This window comes from Pseudomonas sp. FYR_5 (assembly GCF_043106315.1).
GTDB lineage: Bacteria > Pseudomonadota > Gammaproteobacteria > Pseudomonadales > Pseudomonadaceae > Aquipseudomonas > Aquipseudomonas putida_Y.
The window spans coordinates 93,563-115,340 of sequence record NZ_JBICMK010000087.1 but is presented as its reverse complement, the minus strand read 5'-3'; the positions used below and the strand labels follow the sequence as shown (position 1 = coordinate 115,340).

Below are 21,778 nucleotides of genomic sequence, written 5' to 3'. Positions count from 1 at the left end.
GGACACCCGCCATGACCATTAACCTCGGCACCGCCAACGAATTCATCGCCCGTCACATAGGCCCGCGCGCCGCTGACGAACAGGCCATGCTCACTGCACTGGGCTTCGACTCGCTGGACGCCATGACCGCTGCGGTCATCCCCGACAGCATCAAAGGCACCAGCGTGCTTGGCTCGCACGACGGCCAGAGCGAGGCCGATGCGCTCGCTGCACTCAAGGCCATCGCTGGCAAGAACCAGCTGTTCAAAAGCTACATCGGCCAGGGCTACTACAACACCCACACTCCGGCACCGATCCTGCGCAACCTGCTGGAAAACCCGGCCTGGTACACCGCCTACACCCCGTACCAGCCAGAAATTTCCCAGGGCCGCCTGGAAGCGCTGCTGAACTTCCAGACCCTGATCAGCGACCTCACCGGCCTGCCGATCGCCAACGCCTCCTTGCTCGACGAAGCCACCGCTGCGGCCGAGGCCATGACCTTCTGCAAGCGTCTGTCGAAGAACAAGTCCAGCCATGCCTTCTTTGCCTCCGTGCACTGTCACCCGCAAACCCTCGACGTGCTGCGCACCCGTGCCGAGCCGCTGGGTATCGAGGTTGTGGTTGGCGACGAGCGCGAGCTGGGCGATGTCAGCGCCTTCTTCGGCGCCCTGCTGCAATACCCGGCCAGCAACGGTGAAGTGTTCGACTACCGCGAGGTCGTGCAGCGTTTCCACGCTGCCAACGCTCTGGTCGCCGTAGCGGCAGACCTGCTGGCCCTGACCCTGCTGACCCCACCGGGCGAATTCGAGGCCGACGTGGCCATCGGCAGCGCCCAGCGCTTCGGCGTGCCACTGGGCTTCGGTGGCCCGCACGCGGCTTACTTTGCCACCCGCGACGCGTTCAAGCGCGACATGCCTGGCCGCCTGGTCGGCGTGTCGATCGACCGCTTCGGCAAAACCGCCCTGCGTCTGGCCATGCAGACCCGCGAGCAACACATCCGCCGTGAAAAGGCCACCAGCAACATCTGCACCGCCCAAGTGCTGCTGGCCAACATCGCCAGCATGTTCGCCGTGTACCACGGCCCTGCCGGCCTCAAGCGCATTGCCGAGCGCACCCACGCCCTGACCGCGATCCTCGCCGCCGGCCTGAAGGCGCTGGGCGTACAAGTGGTGGGCGCCAGCGCCTTCGATACCCTGACCCTGGCCACCGGCACTGCCACCGCCAGCCTGCATGACAAGGCACGCGCCCAGGGCATCAACCTGCGCCAGATCGATGCCGCCCATGTGGGCCTGTCTCTGGACGAAACCAGCACTCAGGCTGACGTTGAGTCGCTGTGGCAGCTGTTGGGTGGCGAGCAGGCACAGCCTGATTTCACCGCACTGGCCGCCAGTACCGGTTCCCTGCTGCCTGCTGCCCTGCTGCGCCAGTCGGCCATCCTCGAACACCCGGTGTTCAACCGCTACCACAGCGAAACCGAGCTGATGCGCTACCTGCGCCGCCTGGCCGACAAGGACCTGGCGCTGGACCGCAGCATGATCCCGCTAGGCTCGTGCACCATGAAGCTGAACGCCGCCAGCGAAATGATCCCGGTCACCTGGGCCGAGTTCGGCAACCTGCACCCGTTCGCCCCCGCCGAGCAGAGCCAGGGCTACCTGCAGATGACCACCGAACTGGAGGCCATGCTGTGCGCGGCCACCGGCTATGATGCCGTATCGCTGCAGCCCAACGCCGGCTCGCAGGGCGAATATGCCGGGCTGTTGGCGATCCGCGCCTACCACCGCAGCCGTGGTGAAGGCCACCGCGATATCTGCCTGATCCCGTCGTCGGCCCATGGCACCAACCCGGCCACCGCACACATGGCTGGCATGCGTGTAGTGGTTACCGCCTGTGACGCCCGTGGCAACGTCGATGTCGAGGACCTGCGCGCCAAAGCCATCGAGCACCGCGAGCGCCTGGCTGCAATCATGATCACCTACCCGTCGACCCACGGTGTGTTCGAAGAAGCGATCGGCGAAATCTGCGCGATCATCCACGACAACGGTGGCCAGGTGTACATCGACGGCGCGAACATGAATGCCATGGTCGGGCTGTGCGCGCCAGGCAAGTTCGGCGGCGACGTTTCCCACCTGAACCTGCACAAGACCTTCTGCATCCCGCACGGTGGTGGCGGCCCGGGCGTTGGCCCGATTGGCGTCAAATCGCACCTGGCGCCGTTCCTGCCAGGCCATGCACAGCTGGAAAACACCCAGGGCGCGGTATGCGCTGCGCCGTTCGGTAGTGCCAGCATCCTGCCAATCACATGGATGTATATCCGCATGATGGGCGGTGCCGGCCTCAAACGTGCCTCGCAAATGGCAATCCTTAACGCCAACTACATCGCCCGCCGCCTGGAAGAGCACTATCCTGTTCTGTATACCGGCGGTAACGGCCTGGTGGCTCACGAGTGCATTCTCGACCTGCGCCCACTGAAGGACACCAGCGGCATCAGTGTCGACGACGTGGCCAAACGGTTGATCGACTTCGGCTTCCACGCCCCGACCATGTCTTTCCCGGTTGCTGGCACGCTGATGATCGAACCGACCGAAAGCGAGTCCAAAGAAGAACTGGACCGCTTCTGCAACGCGATGATCCAGATCCGCGAAGAAATCCGCGCGGTGGAGGACGGTAGCCTGGACAAGGACGACAACCCGCTGAAAAACGCCCCGCACACTGCGGCTGAGCTGGTTGGCGAATGGACCCATGGCTACAGCCGCGAGCAGGCGGTATACCCGCTGGCGAGTCTGGTGGAGGGCAAGTACTGGCCGCCGGTCGGCCGGGTCGACAACGTGTTCGGCGACCGCAACCTGGTGTGCGCCTGCCCGTCGATCGAGAGCTATCAGGACGTCTGATAGCCCCTCCCCGCCACCTGGCTTGGGTGGCGGGCTCTGTGTAGGAGCGGGTTTACCCGCGAATGCGATGGTGGCTGTACCGCCGCATTCGCGGGTAAACCCGCTCCTACAGGGCTCAACGTCCGCCCAACAACCTGGTAGGAGGTCCACATGTCACTGAGCGTCTTCGACCTGTTCAAGATCGGCATCGGCCCCTCCAGCTCCCACACGGTCGGCCCGATGCGTGCCGCTGCGCGGTTTGCCGAAGGGCTGCGCCGTGATGGCTTGCTTACCTGCACAGCCAGCGTCAGGGTCGAGCTGTATGGCTCATTGGGCGCCACAGGCAAAGGCCACGGCAGTGACAAAGCCGTGCTGCTGGGCCTTGAAGGCGAACACCCGGACATTATCGACACCGACAGCATTCCAGCCCGCCTGCAGATCATCCGCGACAGCGGACGCATCAACCTGCTGGGCGAGCACAGCATTGCGTTCATCGAAAAGCAGCACCTGACGATGATCCGCAAGCCGTTGGACTATCACCCCAACGGCATGATCTTCCGCGCGTTCGACGACGCAGGCCTGCAAATCCGAAGCCGCGAGTATTACTCGGTAGGCGGTGGTTTCGTGGTCGACGAGGACGCTGCCGGCCACGACCGCATCGTCGAGGACACTACGGTGCTGGCCTATCCGTTCAAGACCGCCAAGGAGCTGCTCGGCCACTGCACCGCACATGACCTGTCGGTGAGCCAGGTCATGCTGGCCAACGAGACCGCCTGGCGTCCGGAAGCAGAAACCCGAGCCGGGCTGCTGCGCATCTGGCAGGTGATGCAAGATTGCGTCACAGCAGGTTGTCAGCATGAGGGCATATTACCGGGAGGGCTCAAGGTCAAACGCCGCGCGCCGGCCCTGTACCGCCAACTGAGCGGCCACCCGGAAGCCAGCCTGCGTGACGCCCTGTCAGTGCTCGACTGGGTCAACCTCTACGCCTTGGCGGTGAACGAGGAAAACGCCTACGGCGGTCGTGTGGTTACCGCCCCAACCAACGGCGCAGCGGGCATCGTCCCGGCAGTCCTTCACTACTACATGCGCTTCGTGCCGGGTGCCAGCGAGGACGGGGTGGTGCGCTTTCTGCTCACCGCTGCAGCCATCGGCATCCTGTACAAGGAAAACGCCTCCATCTCCGGCGCCGAAGTGGGCTGCCAGGGCGAGGTCGGCGTGGCCTGCTCGATGGCCGCCGGGGCGCTGTGCGAAGTGATGGGCGGCAGCGTGCAGCAGGTGGAGAACGCCGCCGAAATAGGCATGGAACACAACCTGGGCCTGACCTGCGACCCGATCGGCGGCCTCGTACAGGTGCCCTGTATCGAGCGCAATGCCATGGGCTCGGTGAAGGCCATCAACGCGGTACGCATGGCCCTGCGCGGCGACGGGCAGCACTACGTGTCGCTGGACAAGGTCATCCGCACCATGCGCCAGACCGGCGCCGACATGAAAAGCAAATATAAAGAGACCGCCCGTGGCGGCCTGGCCGTCAACATCATCGAATGTTGACCCGACAATGACAGCAAGGAGTCATCGATGTCCGAAACACTGCTCAAGACCCCACTGCACGCTCTGCACCTGGAACTGGGTGCGCGCATGGTGCCGTTCGCCGGCTACGACATGCCGGTGCAGTACCCGCTGGGCGTGCTCAAGGAACACTTGCACACCCGCGAGCAGGCCGGCCTGTTCGACGTCTCGCACATGGGCCAGATCATTCTGCGTGGCGCTGACGCTGCCAAGGCGCTGGAAAGCCTGGTACCGGTGGATATCATCGACCTGCCGGTGGGCATGCAGCGCTATGCCATGTTCACCAATGAGCAAGGGGGCATTCTCGACGACCTGATGGTTGCCAACCTGGGCGACGATGCCCTGTTCCTGGTAGTCAACGCCGCCTGCAAGGAGCAGGACCTGGCTCACTTGCAAACGCACATCGGCAGCCGTTGCGAGGTGCAGCCGCTGTTCGAGGACCGTGCCCTGCTCGCCCTGCAAGGCCCGGCTGCAGTCAACGTGCTGGAACGTCTGGCTCCAGAAGTGGCCGGCATGACCTTCATGCAGTTCCGCCGGGTAAAGCTGCTGGACGTGGACTGTTTCGTCAGCCGCTCGGGTTACACCGGCGAAGATGGCTACGAGATCTCGGTACCGGTGAGCGCTGCCGACGCCTTGGCCCGCCGCCTGCTGGCCGAACCGGAAGTACAGCCGATCGGCTTGGGCGCACGCGACTCGCTGCGTCTGGAAGCCGGCCTATGCCTGTATGGCCACGACATGAACGGCGAGACTACGCCGATCGAAGCCAGCCTGCTGTGGGCGATTTCCAAGGTGCGCCGTGCCGAGGGTGCACGTGCTGCCGGCTTCCCTGGTGCCGAGGCGATCTTCGCCCATCTGCGCGATGGTGTGGCGCGCAAACGTGTTGGCCTGTTGCCACAGGAGCGTACGCCTGTTCGTGAAGGTGCGGACATTGTCGACGCAAACGATAAACCGGTAGGTAAAGTATGCAGTGGGGGCTTTGGCCCGACACTCGCTGCACCTGTCGCAATGGGTTATATCGATAGTGAACATGCTGCACTCGACACTGCACTGTTTGCCGTGGTGCGTGGAAAGAAGGTGGCCTTGAAAGTCAGCAAAATGCCTTTCGTGACACCACGTTACTACCGTGGCTGAAACGGCTTTGTGAAGGTTTTGGGCAGCGTCGACATATTCGTTTTCGAACCTGCCCAATAACTTTTGAACATGGCGCCAGGCCAGGCGCCATGCCGTTTCCGACAAATCGGTCGGTTATTGGCAAACGGCCAGTTTTCCATACGACCAAGGGCTTGTTTTTCGCTCGGCAGTTGGCGTAGAGTCACTGCACTGTGTTTGCATGGGTCGCAACAGTTCGTGACCTGGGCCAGTAGCCGAGATTTGCTACAACCCGTTCGACGTCTCTTACTTCCTGCAACCCAGCCCAGTAATCTTTCGCTTACAAAAAAGTGCGAAAGAAACTGTCATCAAAATTTAAGTTTCATAGGAAATAAGACAATGGCTGAGCGTCAGAAGGGTACCGTCAAGTGGTTCAATGACGAAAAAGGTTACGGCTTCATCACCCCAGAAAGCGGTCCGGATCTCTTCGTGCACTTCCGCGCTATCGAAGGCAACGGCTTCAAGAGCCTGAAAGAAGGCCAGCAAGTAACTTTCGAAGCAGTCCAGGGCCAGAAAGGCATGCAGGCTGACAAGGTTCAACCTGTCTGAATCCAGCACCAGACTTTGAAAAGCCCCTGCCAAGTGCAGGGGCTTTTTTTTGCCCGTAGAATAGTAGGCTCGTCTTTCGGAGCGTCCTGCATGTCAAAGCCTCTACTCACACCCCAGGGGGATTTTCCGCCGGTCGGCCTGGGCCGGCGCCTGGCAGCGATGTTCTATGACTTTTTACTGTGCACCGCGTTGCTGATCGTGACCGCCGGCGCCTACAAGATGATTCAGATGTCGATCATCGGTGAAGCACGCATGCGCGAGCTGACCGAGGCTGGCGCACTGGATGGCGACCCACTGCTGTCTACGGTATTGCTGTTTGCCCTGTTCGGCTTCTTTGCCAAGTTCTGGACCCACGGTGGGCAGACGCTCGGTATGCAGGTATGGGGCGTTCGGGTGCAGAATGCCGATGGTTCGGCCATCAGCCTGTGGCAGGCGCTATTGCGGTTCGTCGTATCGATTGCCTCGTGGCTGTGCCTGGGGCTGGGTTTTTTCTGGGTGCTGATCGACAAGCGCAAGCGCGGTTGGCATGACATCTATTCGGAAAGCCAGCTGGTGCGGGTGCCTAAACAGAAGAAATAAGCCAGAGGATTGGCGTTGCCGGTTCGGGCCCTTTCTTGATGCTTGCGCGGTACCTGTAGGAGCGGGTTTACCCGCGAAGAGGCCGGAATAGATCAACACCCATGAAAAAGCCGACCCTGAGGTCGGCTTTCTTGTGTACCTCAGGCTATTACCCTGCCCGGCGCAACAACCACAGGCCGGCCAAGGCACAGATGCCCCCCGGTATCACTACCGCCAGCAGCGGCGGGAAGCCGAATACCTGGCTCGAAGGCCCGAGCAGGTCCTGGCCAATGCGAAACACGAAGCCCACCAGTACACCCGTGAACACACGCTGACCAAGGGTTACCGAACGCAGCGGGCCAAAGATGAACGAGATCGCCATCAGCACCAGGGCCGCCGTAACCATCGGCTGCAGCACCTTATTCCAGAACGCCAGCCAGTAACGGGAGTTGTTCAGGCCCTGGTCAGACAGGTAGTGGATGTAGTCCCACAACCCGGTAATCGAAAGCGACTCCGGCGCGAGGATCACGGTATTGAGCAGTTCTGGCGTGAGCGAAACATCCCAGCGTTCCTCCGGCGCGCTGACCACCTCGGTGTGGTCGCCACGGAAGTAGGTGGTACGCACATCAGCGAGCAGCCAGTGGTCGTTCTGGTACTGCGCACGGCGGGCAAAGCTCGAGGTGACAATCTTGCGCTCGCTGTCGAAGCGGTAGCGGGTCACGCCCAGCAGCAGGCCATTGGGCTGCACGGCGTTGATGTGCACATACTCCTCGCCCTGGCGGTGCCACATACCGCGCTTGGAACTTTGTGCTTCACCACCACCTTGGGCCAGGGAACGGTCGGCCTGGGCCTTGTTCTCGGTCACCGGAGCCACATATTCGCCAATCAGCAGACCAACCAGCATCAGCACCAGCATCGGTTTCATCACCGCCCAGACGATACGGCCGATGGACACGCCAGCCGCACGCATGATGGTCAGCTCGCTGCTGCTGGCCAGACTGCCAAGACCGATCAGGCAACCGATCAAGGCGGCCATTGGCAGCATTTCATACAGCCGCCGAGGTGCGGTAAGCAGGACATAGTTGCCCGCTTCCATCAACGTGTAGGTGTCACTCAGGTCGCCCATCTCATCGATGAAGGCGAAAAGCGAAGCCAGGCCGAGGATGATCCCCAGCACAGCCAGAATGGCCAGCAGCACGCTCTGGCCGATGTAGCGATCGAGCTTAGCCATGGGCCACCTCCGCACGGCGGGCGGCGCGTTTGAGGCGCAGCGGCTCCCAGTACATCAGGCCAAGCCCGATCAGCAGGAACAGGCCGTGGACCCACCACATGCCCAAGGCAATCGGCAGCTTGCCCTTCTCGAGGGCGCCGCGTACGGAAATCAGCATTGTCAGGTAGGCCATGTACAGAAGAATTGCCGGCAGCAGCTTGAGGAAGCGGCCCTGGCGCGGGTTGACCCGCGACAGCGGCACCGCCAGCAGGGTGACGACGAACACCAGGATCGGCAGCGACAGCCGCCATTGCAGCTCGGCACGCTCACGCAGGCCCTCCTTGCCGATCAGTTCGGAAGTGGGAAGCGCTTCGCGCTCGGTCACTTCCTCGGCGACTTCCGGCTTGGGCAGCAGCACACCGTAGGTGTCATATTTGATGGCGCGGTAGTCGGCCTGGCCCGGGTTGCCGTCGTAGCGGTAACCGTTCTCCAGGACCAGGTAGCGGTTGCCGTCGGCCTGGATTTCCTGGTGGCCCTTCTCGGCGACCAGCACCGACGGGGCGCGGTCCTTGGTCTTGTCCTGGTTGAAGCGCTTCTCGGAGATGAACACCCCGCCCAGGTTGATACGGTCATCCGACAACTGCTCGGTATAGGTTACCCGCGAACCATCACGCAAGGTCTGGAAGCGGCCCGGCACCAAGGTGTCGAACTCGGTCAGGGCGTCCTGCTGGCTGATGATCTGCTGCACCTGGGCCACGCCCAGCGGGGCCAGGCTCAGGCTCAGCCAGGCCACCAGCAGGGCAACCAGGGCAGCCGGTGCCATGGTCATGCCCAGCAGGCGCTGCTGGCTCATGCCCGTGGCCGACAGTACGGTCATCTCGCTTTCCAGGTACAGGCGCCCGTAAGCCAGGAGGATGCCGAGGAACAGCCCCAGAGGCAGGATCAGTTGCAGGAAGCCTGGCAAGCGGAAGCCCATGATCAGGAACAACACGCCCGGGTCGAGCACGCCCTGGGCAGCCTGGGCCAGGTACTTGATGAAGCGCCCGCTCATGATGATCACCAACAGCACAGCGCTGACGGCGCTCAAGGTGACCAGGACCTCGCGGGACAGATAACGAAAGACGATCAAACCAGACACTCCTGGGTTGTCAGGGCGGACAGCCATGCAATGGCGCCAAACAATGACTTAGTACATCCAAGACCAATGCCGGTTCGCCAAAGGCGAACCTCCATGTAAAGTGCGCGCATTATCCTGTGATTGACCGCCCCTGTCACTTGGCCGCGTACGAAGGCGCACATCGGGGTTGTCAGCACGCTTGCCACAGGCTCAAACTGGCAGCTTTTCCGCTGGTGCGCGACGACGCGGCCAGGCCCGTCCAGAGCGCTGGAACACACAGCGCCATTCGTATCGATCATTCGGGGATCCTGTCATGGAACTGGTTGTAAAAAGCGTAGCTGCTGCATCCGTAAAAACCGCCACCCTGGTCCTTCCGGTAGGGGAAAACCGCAAGCTCGGCGCTGTTGCCAAGGCTGCCGACCTGGCCAGCGAAGGTGCCATCAGCGCCGTGCTCAAGCGCGGCGACCTGGCCGGCAAGCCGGGCCAGACCCTGCTGCTACAGAACCTCCCGGGCCTGAAGGCCGAGCGCGTGCTGCTGGTAGGTAGCGGCAAGGAAGAAGCCATGGGCGACCGCGCCTGGCGCAAACTGGTGACCAGTGTCGCTGGCGTGCTCAAGGGCCTGAACGGCACTGACGCAGTGCTGGCCCTGGACGATATCGCGGTCAGCAACCGCGACGCCCATTACGGCAAGTACCGCCTGCTGGCCGAAACCCTGCTGGACGGCGAGTATGTGTTCGACCGCTTCAAGAGCCAGAAAGCCGAGCCGCGCGCGCTGAAAAAGGTCACCCTGCTGGCCGACAAAGCCGGCCAGGCCGAAGTCGAGCGCGCGGTCAAGCATGCCAGCGCCATCGCCAGCGGCATGGCCTTCACCCGCGACCTTGGCAACCTGCCGCCTAACCTTTGCCACCCAAGCTTCCTGGCCGAACAGGCCAAAGACCTGGGCAAGGCGCACAAGGCCCTCAAGGTTGAAGTGCTGGACGAGAAAAAGATCAAGGACCTGGGCATGGGCGCGTTCTACGCCGTGGGTCAGGGCAGCGACCAGCCACCACGCCTGATCGTGCTCAATTACCAGGGCGGCAAAAAGGCCGAAAAGCCTTTCGTGCTGGTGGGTAAAGGCATTACCTTCGACACCGGCGGCATCAGCCTCAAGCCAGGCGCCGGCATGGACGAAATGAAGTACGACATGTGCGGCGCCGCCAGTGTGTTCGGCACCCTGCATGCAGTGCTCGAACTGCAACTGCCGATCAACCTTGTGTGCCTGCTGGCCTGCGCCGAGAACATGCCAAGCGGCGGTGCTACCCGCCCGGGTGACATCGTCACCACCATGAGTGGCCAGACCGTGGAAATCCTCAACACCGATGCTGAAGGCCGCCTGGTGCTGTGCGACACCCTGACCTACGCCGAGCGCTTCAAACCGCAGGCGGTCATCGACATCGCCACCCTGACCGGCGCCTGCATCGTCGCCCTGGGCAGCCACACCTCCGGCCTGATGGGCAACAACGACGACCTGGTCGGGCAGTTGCTCGATGCCGGCAAGCGCGCCGACGACCGTGCCTGGCAGTTGCCGCTGTTCGATGAATACCAGGAACAACTGGACAGCCCGTTCGCCGACATGGGCAACATTGGTGGGCCGAAGGCCGGTACGATCACCGCTGGCTGCTTCCTGTCGCGCTTCGCCAAAGCCTACAACTGGGCGCACATGGACATCGCCGGTACCGCCTGGGTCAGTGGCGGCAAGGACAAAGGCGCCACTGGCCGCCCGGTACCTCTGCTGACCCAGTACCTGCTGGACCGCGCTGGCGCCTGACGCCGTGAATCCGGTGGTGCCTTGCGCGCCACCGGCCGGCGATTCCCACCATGAGCAAAGTCGACTTCTACATTTTGCCCACCGACTCGCTGTCGGCGCGGCTCGATTTCGCCTGCAAGCTGTGCGAAAAGGCCTGGCGCCTCGGCCACCAGGTCTATCTGCACTGCCAGGATGCAGAACAGCGCAGTGAACTGGACCAACGTTTGTGGCGCTTCAAGGGCGAGGCCTTCGTGCCCCACGACCTGGCCGAGGTGCATGCCGATACTGGCGTGGTTCTGGGCCTGGCCGACGACGCAGGTAAGCACTGTGGTCTGCTGATCAACCTCGGCGCCAGCGTGCCGGGCTTTGTCGGGCAGTTCGAGCGGGTGGCCGAAATCGTCGTTGAAGAGCCCGCTATCCGCCAATCAGCCCGAGAGCGATTCCGTTTCTACCGTGAACAGGGCTATGCTCTGCAAGACCACCGCTTACAGCGACTTTGACGACGATGGACAAGCCCTCCCCTTTGCCCGATTCCGCCCACCTGCTCGATGACCTCGAGTCGATCCGTCAGCTGCTTGGCGACGCCGACCTGCAACCGCCGCTGCTCACCGAGACGGTAGAGCAGATTCCGTTGCTGCTGGACGAAACCGCCAGCGCCCCCGCGGCGCCCGCCGAACCGGTCGCTGCCGAACCCGAGGACGACCCGCAGGCCCGCCGCCAGGACACCCTGCTGCACCTGGAAAGCGAGCTGCGTGCCGCAGCGCAGATGATCATGCAAGACGTGATCAACGACTTCACCCCGCATATCGAGAACGAAATCAAGCGCCGGCTGGATGCGCGGATCGAGCGGCTGATCAAGCGTTCCGAGTAGAACCGGGCAGCGGTGTCGCCTGCTTCGCGGGCAAGCCCGCTCCCACAGGTTCGAAGCCTGCGCTTTGCCCGCGAGGCAGGCGACACTGTTCCGACAGTTGTCAGCAGCTTGTCGCCTGCGGCCCCCAGCTTGGTTATACTTCCCGGCTTTCCCGAATAAATGCACAGGGTCCCGCCGCGCATGGATAAGACCTACCAGCCGCACGCAATCGAAACTTCCTGGTACAACACCTGGGAGTCCGAGAACTATTTCGCTCCACAAGGTGCAGGCGAGTCCTACACCATCATGATCCCGCCGCCGAACGTGACCGGCAGCCTGCACATGGGCCACGGGTTCAACAACGCGATCATGGACGCCCTGATCCGTTTCCGCCGCATGCAAGGCCGCGATACCCTGTGGCAGCCAGGCACCGATCACGCGGGTATCGCCACGCAGATGCTGGTCGAGCGCCAACTTGAAGCCAAAGGCCAGAACCGTCATGACCTGGGCCGCGAAAAGTTCCTGGAAAAGGTCTGGGAATGGAAGGATCAGTCCGGTGGCAACATCAGCCGCCAGATTCGCCGCCTGGGCTCGTCGGTAGACTGGAGCCGCGAGCGCTTTACCATGGACGATGGCCTGTCCGAAGCAGTGAAAGAAGCGTTCGTGCGCCTGCATGAAGACGGCCTTATCTACCGCGGCAAGCGCCTGGTCAACTGGGACACCAAGCTGCACACAGCCATCTCCGACCTCGAAGTGGAAAACCACGACGAGAAAGGCCACCTGTGGAACCTGCGCTACCCGCTGGCCGACGGCGCCAAGACCGCCGAAGGCCAGGACTACCTGGTGGTTGCCACCACGCGTCCGGAAACCCTGCTGGGTGACGCCGCCGTGGCAGTCAACCCGAACGACGAACGCTACCAGGCACTGATCGGCAAATTCGTCGAGCTGCCATTGGTCGGCCGCCGCATCCCGATCATCGCCGATGACTATTGCGACCCCGAGTTCGGTACCGGTTGCGTGAAGATCACCCCGGCCCACGACTTCAACGACTACGAAGTCGGCAAGCGTCACAACCTGCCGCTGCTGAACATCTTCGACAAGAATGCCTTCGTGCTGGCCAACGCCCAGGCCTTCAACCTCGACGGCAGCGTCAACGAGCAGGTCGACACCCAACTGCCGGCCCAGTACGCCAACCTTGACCGCTTTGTCGCGCGCAAGCAGATCGTCGCCGACCTGGACGCCCAGGGCCTGCTGGTCAGCATCGACGACCACGCCCTGAAAGTGCCGAAAGGCGACCGCTCCGGCACGGTCATCGAGCCGTGGCTGACCGACCAGTGGTACGTTTCCACCAAGCCGCTGGCAGAACCTGCCATCGCTGCCGTGGAAGATGGCCGCATCCAGTTCGTGCCCAAGCAATACGAGAACATGTACTTCTCCTGGATGCGTGATATCCAGGACTGGTGCATCAGCCGCCAGCTGTGGTGGGGCCACCGTATTCCGGCGTGGTACGACGAGGCTGGCCAGGTCTACGTCGGCCGCAGCGAGGAAGAAGTACGCACCAAGCACAAGCTGGGCGCCGACGTGGTCCTGCGCCAGGATGACGACGTACTCGACACCTGGTTCAGCTCGGGCCTGTGGACGTTCTCCACCCTGGGCTGGCCGGAACAGACCGAATTCCTCAAGAAGTTCCATTCCACCGACGTGCTGGTGACTGGCTTCGACATCATCTTCTTCTGGGTTGCGCGCATGATCATGCTGACCATGCACCTGATCAAGAACGAAGACGGCACCCCGCAGGTACCGTTCAAGACCGTGTACGTGCACGGCCTGGTACGTGACGGCCAGGGCCAGAAGATGTCCAAGTCCAAGGGTAACGTGCTGGACCCGCTGGACATCGTCGACGGTATCACCCTCGACGCCCTGCTGGAAAAACGCACCAGCGGCATGATGCAGCCCAAGCTTGCCGAGAAGATCGCCAAGCAGACCAAAGCCGAGTTCCCCGAAGGTATTGCCAGCTACGGCACCGACGCCCTGCGCTTCACCTTCTGCTCGCTGGCCTCGACTGGCCGCGACATCAAGTTCGACATGGGCCGCGTCGAAGGCTATCGCAACTTCTGCAACAAGATCTGGAACGCCGCCCGCTACGTGCTGGACAAGGGTGAAGACTGTGGCCAGAACGGCGAAGCCTACGAGCTGTCGCTGGCCGACCGCTGGATCATCTCGCAGCTTCAGCGTACCGAAGCCGAAGTAACCCGCCAGCTGGAGCAGTTCCGCTTCGACCTGGCCAGCCAGGCGCTGTACGAGTTCATCTGGAACCAGTACTGCGACTGGTACCTGGAGCTGTCCAAACCGGTACTGTGGGACGAAAACGCCCCGGTAGAGCGCGCCCGCGGCACTCGCCGCACCCTGGTGCGCGTACTGGAAGTGGCACTGCGTCTTGCGCATCCGTTCATGCCGTTCATCACCGAAGAAATCTGGCAGCGCATCGCGCCGCTGGCCGGCATCGACGGCAAGACCATCATGCTGCAGCCATGGCCAGTGGCCAACGAAGCACGCATTGACGCCGCTGCCGAAGGCGACATCGAGTGGCTGAAAGAGTTGATGGTCGGCCTGCGCAATATCCGCGCCGAAATGAACATCGGCCCCGGCAAGCCGCTGCCGCTGTTCCTGAAGAACGCCAACGCCGACGACCAGCGCCGCCTGCAGGAAAACGAAGCGCTGCTGAAGAAGCTCGCCAAGGTCGAGTCGTTCACCGTACTGGGTGATGCCGACGAAGCGCCGCTGTCGGCCACCGCCCTGGTAGGTGACCTGCAAGTGCTGGTGCCAATGGCCGGGCTGATCGACAAGGATGCCGAGCTGGCGCGCCTGAACAAGGAAATCCAGCGTCTGCAAGGTGAAGTGCAACGTGTTGGCGGCAAGCTGTCCAACGCAGCCTTCGTCGACAAGGCCCCGCCTGCCGTGATCGAGAAAGAACGCGCCAAGCTGGCCGAGTCTGAACAGGCCCTGGCCAACTTCACCGAGCAGCATGCGCGGATTGCTGCGCTGTAATCACTAGAGAGACCGTTGGGGCCGCTGCACGGCCCTTTCGCGACACAAGGCCGCTCCCACAGGACGGCGCCAACCCTCAAGGCGCCACCCTCCTGTGGGAGCGGCCTTGTGTCGCGAAAGGGCTGCATAGCAGCCCCAGGTTCTTCAAGCCACCGCTCGTATAGGGCTGGACACTGCCATGACCCCGAACAAACCCACCCTGCACCCGCGCAACCGCCACCAGGGTCGCTACGACTTCCCCAGCCTGATCAAGGCCCACCCTGATCTGGCCCGTTTCACCATCACCAACCCCCACGGCAAGCCCAGCATCGACTTTGCCAACCCCGAAGCCGTACGCGTGTTCAACCGTGCACTGCTCAAGGCCCAGTACGGCATCCAGCACTGGGACATCCCGGCCGATTACCTGTGCCCGCCCATTCCTGGCCGTGCCGACTACATCCACGTAGCCGCCGACCTGTTGGCCGATGACAATGCCGGCGACGTCCCAAGGGGCGCCCAAGTGCGCGCGCTGGACATCGGCGTGGGGGCCAACTGCATCTATCCACTGCTGGGCCACAGCGACTACCGCTGGCGCTTCCTCGGCTCAGACATCGACCCGGTGGCTCTGGCCTCGGCCAAGGCTATCGTCCAGGCCAATGGCCTGGGCAAAGCCATTTCCCTGCGCCAGCAGGCCAGCCGAGCGCACATCCTCAGCGGCCTGCTGCAGGAGGGCGAACGCTTCGACCTGACACTGTGCAACCCGCCCTTCCATGCCTCACGCGACGAAGCCACCCGCGGCAGCCAGCGCAAATGGAAGAACCTCGGCAAGCAGGACCCCAAACGCAAGCTGCCGGTGCTGAACTTCGGTGGCCAGAACAATGAACTGTGGTGCGAAGGCGGAGAAATCCGCTTTGTCACCCAGCTGGTTGGCGAAAGCGTGCAGTACGCCGAACAGGTGCTGTGGTTCACCAGCCTGGTGTCCAAGGCCAGCAACCTGCCAGGAATCGAAGCCGCACTGAAGAAATCCGGCGCCAAGGCCGTGCGCATCATTGAGATGGGCCAGGGACAGAAACAGAGCCGCATGGTCGCCTGGAGCTTCCATGACGACGCCGCACGCCAGACCTGGCACGCCCAGCGTAAATCACAGGCATGAAAAAACCGCGCCCGGGCAAGCCGGGCGCGGTTTCGTCAAAACAACAATTACTTGTTGATGGCGTCGGTCAGCACTTTGGCTGGAACGAACTTGACGACTTTCTTGGCAGCGATTTCGATGGCAGCGCCAGTCGAAGGGTTGCGGCCGGTACGGGCAGGACGCTCGGAGACTTTCAGCTTGCCGATGCCTGGCAGAGTGATTTCAGCGCCGTTTTCCAGTTGGTCGGCAACGATCTGGCCCAGTTGCTCCAGAGCATTCTTGGCGGTGGCTTTTGGCGCGGCGATCGATTCGGCGATGTCGGCAATCAGTTGGTCTTTGGTCAATGCCATGGTGGTGTTCCTTCCCTATCAAATTCGATGGTTATGCAGCGAACTACGACGTTATCGGGCCAGCCCCTTGAAATGGAGGGCCGCGCCAATCGCGTATGTAGATACGAAAATCGGCGTTTGGTTCGACACGGCGAAAGCGTGCTGCCAGCAATGCGCCACACGAGGGGCGCAAGACCGCGCAAAACTACCACAGGAATGGATAAATATCCGCTTCGCACTTTGATTAAATGCAGGTTTTTCGGGGGTTTCAGCTGAAAAACCACAAAATTGAACAAAAAACGAACAACAGACATATCTGCCAACATACGGCCACTGCATCACCTCAGGTCTAGGTTAAACTTGGCAACTTTTGCAGCTCGCCGAGAATTCCATGCCAATCCGTCATTGCATCGTTCACCTGATCGACAAAAAGCCCGATGGCAGCCCCGCCGTGCTGCATGCTCGTGACTCCGAACTGGCTGCCTCCGATGCCATCGAAAACCTGCTGGCCGACCTCAATGACAGCTACAACGCCAAGCAAGGCAAGGCCTGGGGCTTTTTCCACGGCGAATCGGGGGCCTACCCGCTGAGCGGCTGGCTGAAGCAGTACCTGGATGAAGAAAAGGACTTCACCGCCTTCAGCCGCGTGGCTGTCGAGCACCTGCAGAAGCTGATGGAAGAGTCCAACCTGTCCACCGGCGGCCACATCCTGTTTGCCCACTATCAGCAAGGCATGACCGAGTACCTGGCGATCGCCCTGCTGCACCATAGCGAAGGCGTGGCGGTGAATGCCGAGCTCGACGTGACCCCTTCGCGTCACCTCGACCTTGGCCAGCTGCACCTGGCAGCACGCATCAACCTGTCGGAGTGGAAGAACAACCAGAACTCCAGGCAGTATATTTCGTTCATCAAGGGCAAGAACGGCAAGAAGGTGTCGGACTACTTCCGCGACTTCATCGGCTGCCAGGAGGGCGTCGACGGCCCGGGCGAAACCCGCACCCTGCTCAAGGCCTTCAGCGATTTCGTCGAAAGTGAAGACCTGCCGGAAGAATCTGCCCGCGAAAAGACCCAGACCCTGGTCGAGTACGCCACTACCCAGACCAAGCTGGGCGAGCCGGTGACGCTGGAAGAGCTGTCCAGCCTGATCGACGAGGATCGCCCCAAAGCGTTCTACGATCACATCCGCAACAAGGACTACGGCCTGTCGCCGGAAATTCCTGCTGACAAACGCACACTCAACCAGTTCCGCCGTTTCACCGGGCGTGCAGAGGGGCTGTCGATCAGCTTCGAGGCGCATCTGCTGGGGGACAAGGTGGAGTATGACGAAGCGGCGGGGACCTTGATCATCAAGGGGCTGCCAACAACGTTGGTGGATCAGCTGAAGCGCCGCAAGGACTGATATCCCCCAAGCCGCCAAAGGAGGCCACCAGTGCCTCCTTCGCCGACTTGCGCAGCCGTTTCACCAACCGCTCCTGGCGCAGCGCCGCGCTCTTGTCCGGCCACTGCTCCACATAGACCAGTGCCTGGGCCGGGCTGGTCTTGAAATAGCGGGCGCCCTGCCCTTTCTGATGCGCGGCGAACCGACGCTGCGGGTCATCGCTGATGCCGCAATACAACGAGCCATTGGCTGCCCTTACCAGATAAACGAACCAGGGCTTACCAACAGCAGGTTCGACGACTTCACTCACCCTGGGCCTGCTGGAATGCGCGCAACCCCTTGAATGCCTGCAGGCGGACCTTGTTCTGCATCAGCGGCGACCACCCCAGCAGCATTCCAGGAATACCCAACGCTTGCCGCGACCAGCGCCACAGGTCAAAGGTGTCGTCATGCTGGCAAATCAGCCCATCACGAATGACAAAGCGTGCCTGGATATCGTTGACCACAATACGCCCGGTCTGGCTGAACAGGTAGGTAGCCACCCAGTGCGCGCTGCCACTGTGCTCATCTGCGCGTATGCTGTCGAATGTCAGGGTGAAGTCCTTGGCGCGAGTAGTGAGCATCCGCCACATATCGCCTGCGTCCTTGCCGCGCAGGGTGCCGAACACCGGGTCGCTGAAAACGATATCGTTGCTGTAGCAGGCCAGCATGGCGTCGGCATCCAGGCGCTGGAAAGCCTGGTAGAAACGGGTGATCAGGGCGCGGTTGGCATCGCTCATGGGGGGCTGGTCCGTCCTAGGTTCGAAAGCTGCACGATAATCTGCCCCGATGGCTTATGCCAGTACCGTCCTCTTGGCGGGTAAGAGGACGGTACTGCAAAACAGGCCTCAGACTTTCTCGCTGGTCACCTGCACATGCAGCGCCCGCCCGGCCCCCAGACCGAACACGATGGCGCCGACGCCCAGCACCGCAAAAATCCAGCCCAGGGCCGCCCAGCCGCCAGTCAGGTCATGCACCAGGCCCACCGCAAATGGCCCCATCGAAGCCAGGGTATAACCCACCCCTTGGGCCATGCTCGACAAGTTCGCCGCCACGTGGGCATCCTTCGAGCGCAGCACGATCAAGGTCAGCGCCAGGGCAAAGGTACCGCCCTGCCCCAGGCCCAGCACAATGGCCCACCCCCACAGTCCGGAAAGTGGCGCATACAGGCAACCGAACAGCCCCGCCAGCGTACCGGCCATGACCACCACGATCGCCAGCCGCTGGTCCTTGCCGCGGGTGGCCAGCCAGGGGGCGCTGAGCGAGCTGATCAACTGCACGATTACCGACCCTGACAGCACCAGCCCTGCCTCGGTCGGGCTGAGGCCGCGGCCGATCAGGATCGATGGCAACCAACCGAACACGATGTAAGCCAGTGATGACTGCAGGCCCATGTACAGGGTCACCTGCCAGGCCAATGGATCACGCCACAGGCCTCGCACGCGATAGGCCACCTTGTGCAGACCATGCCCCTGGCGGGCCTGTGGCAGCCACACCAGCATGGCCAGCAAGGCCGGCAGCACCCAGAAGCCCAACCCTAGTGCCCAGCTGCCGTCGAAATGCTGGGCCAAAGGTACGGTGGCACCCGCGGCCATGGCAGCGCCCAGGCATAATGCCATGGTATAGACGCCGGTCAGCGTGCCAGCGTGCTGCGGAAAGTCGCGCTTGACGATACCCGGCAACAACACGCCGATAATGCCGATGCTGGCCCCCGCCATCAGGCTGCCGAGGAACACCCCAATAGCCCCAAAGGTGCTTCGTACCACGAGGCCAAGTGCCAGGGTGACGAGGATGCCAAGAATCACCCGCTCGCTGCCAAAGCGCCGCGCCAGCACCGGCGCCAAGGGAGCAAACAGGCCCAGGCAGAGCACCGGCAAGGTGGTCAGCAATCCAGCCTGCGAAGCATTCAGCCCCAGGCCTTCAGATACTTGGCCCAGCACCGGCGCCATGCTTGACAATGCCGGGCGCAGGTTCAGGGCCACCAGCACCAGGCCCAACAGCAACAGCCAGGGCCGCCGCAGCACCACAGCCTGCTGCTGGACCTGCTCGTCGTCAGCTTCAGCGTCGATCAGCAGCTCATCGAGATCCCGCTCGTCCGACGGGGTATTACGGGTGATGGATTCAGCCATGGCCTTCTCGGTGTCAGGATTCAATGAGGGTACGGCTCAGGCGCTTGGCCCGTTCAGCGTCATGCTGCTCGATGGCGTCGAGGATCTGCCCATGCAAGTCGAACGTAGCCTGGCAGCGCGGAACGGTCGCCATATTGTGTTGCAGAGCGGCAGCCACGACCCCGGAAAAGTAACGGTACAACTCGCTTAATGCCGGGTTGTGGGCGGCATCGACCAGCCGCTGGTGGAACACCAGGTCGCAGGCCACATAGGCATCGACATCGCCGTGAAAATGCCCGGCACTGCCTTCCAGAGCATCCCGTAGCGCTTGCAGGTCGGCATCGGTACGGCGCAAAGCTGCCAGACCGACGGCCTCCGCCTCGAGGATATGGCGGGTTTCACGGGCCTGATCGGGCGTACACCGGGACATCGCATGCACCGCCTGCAGCGGGTCCTGGGCAGTGCGCAGGTAGCTGCCGTCGCCCTGGCGAATTTCCACCAGGCCACTGAACGCCAGCACGCGCATGGCCTCACGCACGGTGTTGCGGCTGATGCCCAGTTGCAAGGCAAGCTCTGGCTCGGTAGGCAGGCGCTGACCGACCTGCCAATCGCCCAGCACGATGCATTCGCGCATGCGCTCTACGGCCAACTCCACCAGGGAGCGCTTGGTCAGCTCTGTATTCATGCCACTCAACCAATCATCCGACGAATTGGTGCAGCTTACTGGATTGCAGGCAAAAACGTAAACCACCTGGTATTTCTGCCAGTTGTGGGCATGCCACTTTGTTGCAACGCTCGTTGCGTGCTTTCAAGGATGCGCCAACATGCGACTGGCGAGTTTGCTGTTACTGCTGTTCCTGACCCTGCAGCCAGGCTGTGACACGGCCCGGCACCCGAGCCGCCCTAAAACCCTGCTCATCGGCCTTGACGGCGTACAGTTGCAGCAATACCTGCAACTGGGCGATGCGACCAACCTGAAACAGCGTCTGCACTACGGCAAGGCTTACGCCGGGGGGGTCAATGGTAAATCCAGCGAGCAACCCACCTTGAGCGGTCCAGGCTGGATCACTTTGCTGACCGGGGTATGGAGCAACAAGCATGGCGTTAAATCGGACGACGACTCGCAACGGGTAAACCCGGCGTTTCCGAGCCTGTTCAAGCGGCTACGCCTGGCCTACCCCAATGCCTACCTCTCCAGCATCGTCAACGGGTCGCCCATCAACACGGCATTTCTGCTGGAGGACGCCCATGACGCCGATGTACGCGAAAGTGGTTTGCCAGATGAACAGGTGATTGAGCGTACGTTGCAGATCCTCGACGACACACCTGCTGATTTCACGTTCATTCAACTGGACGAACCTGACCAGATCGGCCATCACAGGGGTTATGGTGAGCGCTATGCGCAGGCGTTGCGCAAGGCCGACAGCGAGATCGGACGGCTGTTGGACAAGGTAGACCAGCGGCGTCGCATGTTCCCGCAGGAAGACTGGCTGGTAATCGTCAGTACCAACCATGGCCGCGATTATTGGGGGAAAGGCCATGGTGGTGCTTCGGAGCAGGAAAAGCGTATTTTCATCGCCAGCAACAAGCCGTTGAATGAGGAGCTGACCGAGCTGAGCATTCCCGTGGAGATGCCTGGACCCGGCAACCTGTACGGGCTACCCGCGCAGACCTCGGTAGCGCCTACGGTGCTGCGCCACATGGGCCTCAAGCTGCAGCCGGAATGGCTATTGGACGGCACGCCTTTACTGGGTGATACCGGCGTACGCAAGGCGCGGGCCGACGAAAACAAAGGACGGCTACGCTGGAATAGCAGCGCCAATGGCTATCTGACCATTATCAAGAACGGCCATGTGGTTGCCCAGGTTGCGGCCAGAGACGAGCAATGGACCGATCCGGAAGGGATGGACAAGCAGAACGATTATGTACTGGTGCTTGATGGTACACCGTCGGCGGTGCGCAACAGGCCGGCAGCCAAGCCGTTTTTGATCGAAGACCGCCGCTATTAAGCCCTTGCGAAGCAACTGTTCTGTCGCTTCTCAAGGGCTTGCGCGATCCCCGTAGGAGCGGGTTCACCCGCGAAAGGGCCGGACCTGCTGGCCAATATCCCCGGTCATTCACCGTCGCAGCCGTC

The 21,778-nt window shown here is 62.1% G+C and carries 19 protein-coding genes; 12 read left to right on the top strand and 7 right to left on the bottom strand.

Features of this window, described 5'->3' with window-relative positions:
• The first annotated feature begins 11 nt into the window (after positions 1-11).
• The 5 genes from gcvP to ACF8RA_RS15480 all read left to right on the top strand — a co-directional run bounded on the left by gcvP (position 12) and on the right by ACF8RA_RS15480 (position 6,689).
• Positions 12-2,867 carry an aminomethyl-transferring glycine dehydrogenase gene (gene gcvP / locus ACF8RA_RS15500; protein WP_339534982.1) on the top strand — a complete coding sequence of 952 codons (2,856 nt, stop codon included), beginning with the start codon at positions 12-14 and terminating at the stop codon, positions 2,865-2,867.
• Positions 2,868-3,017: 150 nt separating this feature from the next.
• Positions 3,018-4,394 carry an L-serine ammonia-lyase gene (locus ACF8RA_RS15495; RefSeq protein ID WP_392519328.1) on the top strand — a complete coding sequence of 459 codons (1,377 nt, stop codon included), beginning with the start codon at positions 3,018-3,020 and terminating at the stop codon, positions 4,392-4,394.
• Positions 4,395-4,421: 27 nt separating this feature from the next.
• Positions 4,422-5,543 carry a glycine cleavage system aminomethyltransferase GcvT gene (gene gcvT, locus ACF8RA_RS15490; RefSeq protein ID WP_176683721.1) on the top strand — a complete coding sequence of 374 codons (1,122 nt, stop codon included), beginning with the start codon at positions 4,422-4,424 and terminating at the stop codon, positions 5,541-5,543.
• Positions 5,544-5,900: 357 nt separating this feature from the next.
• Positions 5,901-6,110: a cold-shock protein gene (locus ACF8RA_RS15485; protein ID WP_014589840.1), complete on the top strand. Its 210-nt coding sequence runs from the start codon at positions 5,901-5,903 to the stop codon at positions 6,108-6,110.
• A gap of 90 nt (positions 6,111-6,200) precedes the next feature.
• Complete coding sequence (locus ACF8RA_RS15480; RefSeq protein WP_003255094.1) at positions 6,201-6,689, top strand: RDD family protein; 489 nt, start codon at positions 6,201-6,203, stop codon at positions 6,687-6,689.
• A gap of 148 nt (positions 6,690-6,837) precedes the next feature.
• Here the strand turns inward: ACF8RA_RS15480 and lptG are convergent, their stop codons facing one another.
• Together lptG and lptF are read right to left on the bottom strand one after the other, a co-directional pair.
• Positions 6,838-7,899 carry an LPS export ABC transporter permease LptG gene (gene lptG / locus ACF8RA_RS15475; RefSeq protein ID WP_176683723.1) on the bottom strand — a complete coding sequence of 354 codons (1,062 nt, stop codon included), beginning with the start codon at positions 7,897-7,899 and terminating at the stop codon, positions 6,838-6,840.
• A complete protein-coding gene (gene lptF / locus ACF8RA_RS15470; RefSeq protein WP_004575655.1) occupies positions 7,892-9,007 on the bottom strand; it encodes an LPS export ABC transporter permease LptF in 1,116 nt (371 codons plus the stop codon). The genes lptG and lptF overlap by 8 nt, the downstream gene beginning before the upstream one ends.
• Before the next feature lie 301 nt (positions 9,008-9,308).
• Between lptF and ACF8RA_RS15465 the strand changes: the two genes are divergently transcribed.
• From ACF8RA_RS15465 to rlmF, 5 genes are all read left to right on the top strand, one after another.
• The gene (locus ACF8RA_RS15465) at positions 9,309-10,802 is read left to right on the top strand and encodes a leucyl aminopeptidase (protein ID WP_392519327.1); all 1,494 of its coding nucleotides are present in this window, start codon (positions 9,309-9,311) and stop codon (positions 10,800-10,802) included.
• A 50-nt stretch (positions 10,803-10,852) separates the two neighbouring features.
• Complete coding sequence (locus tag ACF8RA_RS15460) at positions 10,853-11,281, top strand: DNA polymerase III subunit chi (RefSeq protein WP_176683725.1); 429 nt, start codon at positions 10,853-10,855, stop codon at positions 11,279-11,281.
• A gap of 5 nt (positions 11,282-11,286) precedes the next feature.
• A complete protein-coding gene (locus ACF8RA_RS15455; RefSeq protein WP_209967819.1) occupies positions 11,287-11,652 on the top strand; it encodes a DNA polymerase III subunit chi in 366 nt (121 codons plus the stop codon).
• A gap of 180 nt (positions 11,653-11,832) precedes the next feature.
• The gene (locus ACF8RA_RS15450; RefSeq protein WP_176683727.1) at positions 11,833-14,679 is read left to right on the top strand and encodes a valine--tRNA ligase; all 2,847 of its coding nucleotides are present in this window, start codon (positions 11,833-11,835) and stop codon (positions 14,677-14,679) included.
• 178 nt (positions 14,680-14,857) lie between these two features.
• Positions 14,858-15,811 (top strand): 23S rRNA (adenine(1618)-N(6))-methyltransferase RlmF, encoded by a 954-nt coding sequence (gene rlmF, locus ACF8RA_RS15445; RefSeq protein ID WP_176683728.1) that lies wholly within the window; start codon positions 14,858-14,860, stop codon positions 15,809-15,811.
• A 47-nt stretch (positions 15,812-15,858) separates the two neighbouring features.
• Here the strand turns inward: rlmF and ACF8RA_RS15440 are convergent, their stop codons facing one another.
• On the bottom strand, positions 15,859-16,140 hold the full coding sequence (locus ACF8RA_RS15440; RefSeq protein ID WP_003255106.1) for an HU family DNA-binding protein: 282 nt from the start codon (positions 16,138-16,140) through the stop codon (positions 15,859-15,861).
• A 370-nt stretch (positions 16,141-16,510) separates the two neighbouring features.
• Here ACF8RA_RS15440 and yejK point away from each other — a divergent pair, with 370 nt between their 5' ends.
• Complete coding sequence (yejK, locus tag ACF8RA_RS15435) at positions 16,511-17,518, top strand: nucleoid-associated protein YejK (protein WP_021781869.1); 1,008 nt, start codon at positions 16,511-16,513, stop codon at positions 17,516-17,518.
• Here the strand turns inward: yejK and ACF8RA_RS15430 are convergent.
• From ACF8RA_RS15430 to ACF8RA_RS15415, 4 genes are all read right to left on the bottom strand, one after another.
• Positions 17,466-17,807 carry a GIY-YIG nuclease family protein gene (locus ACF8RA_RS15430; RefSeq protein WP_176683729.1) on the bottom strand — a complete coding sequence of 114 codons (342 nt, stop codon included), beginning with the start codon at positions 17,805-17,807 and terminating at the stop codon, positions 17,466-17,468. The genes yejK and ACF8RA_RS15430 overlap by 53 nt on opposite strands.
• Positions 17,800-18,276, bottom strand: coding sequence for a nuclear transport factor 2 family protein (locus tag ACF8RA_RS15425; RefSeq protein WP_176683730.1), 477 nt, complete (start codon positions 18,274-18,276; stop codon positions 17,800-17,802). Before ACF8RA_RS15425 ends, ACF8RA_RS15430 begins: the two co-directional genes overlap by 8 nt.
• 108 nt (positions 18,277-18,384) lie before the next feature.
• On the bottom strand, positions 18,385-19,665 hold the full coding sequence (locus ACF8RA_RS15420) for a CynX/NimT family MFS transporter (RefSeq protein WP_392519325.1): 1,281 nt from the start codon (positions 19,663-19,665) through the stop codon (positions 18,385-18,387).
• 13 nt (positions 19,666-19,678) lie between these two features.
• On the bottom strand, positions 19,679-20,329 hold the full coding sequence (locus ACF8RA_RS15415; protein WP_176683732.1) for a FadR/GntR family transcriptional regulator: 651 nt from the start codon (positions 20,327-20,329) through the stop codon (positions 19,679-19,681).
• A gap of 139 nt (positions 20,330-20,468) precedes the next feature.
• On the opposite strand from ACF8RA_RS15415, the gene ACF8RA_RS15410 reads away from it, so the two are divergent.
• On the top strand, positions 20,469-21,653 hold the full coding sequence (locus ACF8RA_RS15410) for an alkaline phosphatase family protein (RefSeq protein WP_392487587.1): 1,185 nt from the start codon (positions 20,469-20,471) through the stop codon (positions 21,651-21,653).
• The last annotated feature ends 125 nt before the right edge of the window (positions 21,654-21,778 follow it).

Excerpts from the sequence above, each read along its gene's own strand:
- ACF8RA_RS15415 (WP_176683732.1), bottom strand. The coding sequence starts at position 20,329 with ATGAATACAGAGCTGACCAAGCGCTCCCTGGTGGAGTTGGCCGTAGAG.
- ACF8RA_RS15440 (WP_003255106.1), bottom strand. The coding sequence starts at position 16,140 with ATGGCATTGACCAAAGACCAACTGATTGCCGACATCGCCGAATCGATC.
- gcvT (WP_176683721.1), top strand. The coding sequence starts at position 4,422 with ATGTCCGAAACACTGCTCAAGACCCCACTGCACGCTCTGCACCTGGAA.
- yejK (WP_021781869.1), top strand. The coding sequence starts at position 16,511 with ATGCCAATCCGTCATTGCATCGTTCACCTGATCGACAAAAAGCCCGAT.
- ACF8RA_RS15465 (WP_392519327.1), top strand. The coding sequence starts at position 9,309 with ATGGAACTGGTTGTAAAAAGCGTAGCTGCTGCATCCGTAAAAACCGCC.
- rlmF (WP_176683728.1), top strand. The coding sequence starts at position 14,858 with ATGACCCCGAACAAACCCACCCTGCACCCGCGCAACCGCCACCAGGGT.
- lptG (WP_176683723.1), bottom strand. The coding sequence starts at position 7,899 with ATGGCTAAGCTCGATCGCTACATCGGCCAGAGCGTGCTGCTGGCCATT.
- ACF8RA_RS15455 (WP_209967819.1), top strand. The coding sequence starts at position 11,287 with ATGGACAAGCCCTCCCCTTTGCCCGATTCCGCCCACCTGCTCGATGAC.
- ACF8RA_RS15425 (WP_176683730.1), bottom strand. The coding sequence starts at position 18,276 with ATGAGCGATGCCAACCGCGCCCTGATCACCCGTTTCTACCAGGCTTTC.
- ACF8RA_RS15480 (WP_003255094.1), top strand. The coding sequence starts at position 6,201 with ATGTCAAAGCCTCTACTCACACCCCAGGGGGATTTTCCGCCGGTCGGC.
- ACF8RA_RS15420 (WP_392519325.1), bottom strand. The coding sequence starts at position 19,665 with ATGGCTGAATCCATCACCCGTAATACCCCGTCGGACGAGCGGGATCTC.
- ACF8RA_RS15485 (WP_014589840.1), top strand. The coding sequence starts at position 5,901 with ATGGCTGAGCGTCAGAAGGGTACCGTCAAGTGGTTCAATGACGAAAAA.
- ACF8RA_RS15495 (WP_392519328.1), top strand. The coding sequence starts at position 3,018 with ATGTCACTGAGCGTCTTCGACCTGTTCAAGATCGGCATCGGCCCCTCC.
- ACF8RA_RS15410 (WP_392487587.1), top strand. The coding sequence starts at position 20,469 with ATGCGACTGGCGAGTTTGCTGTTACTGCTGTTCCTGACCCTGCAGCCA.
- ACF8RA_RS15460 (WP_176683725.1), top strand. The coding sequence starts at position 10,853 with ATGAGCAAAGTCGACTTCTACATTTTGCCCACCGACTCGCTGTCGGCG.
- gcvP (WP_339534982.1), top strand. The coding sequence starts at position 12 with ATGACCATTAACCTCGGCACCGCCAACGAATTCATCGCCCGTCACATA.
- ACF8RA_RS15450 (WP_176683727.1), top strand. The coding sequence starts at position 11,833 with ATGGATAAGACCTACCAGCCGCACGCAATCGAAACTTCCTGGTACAAC.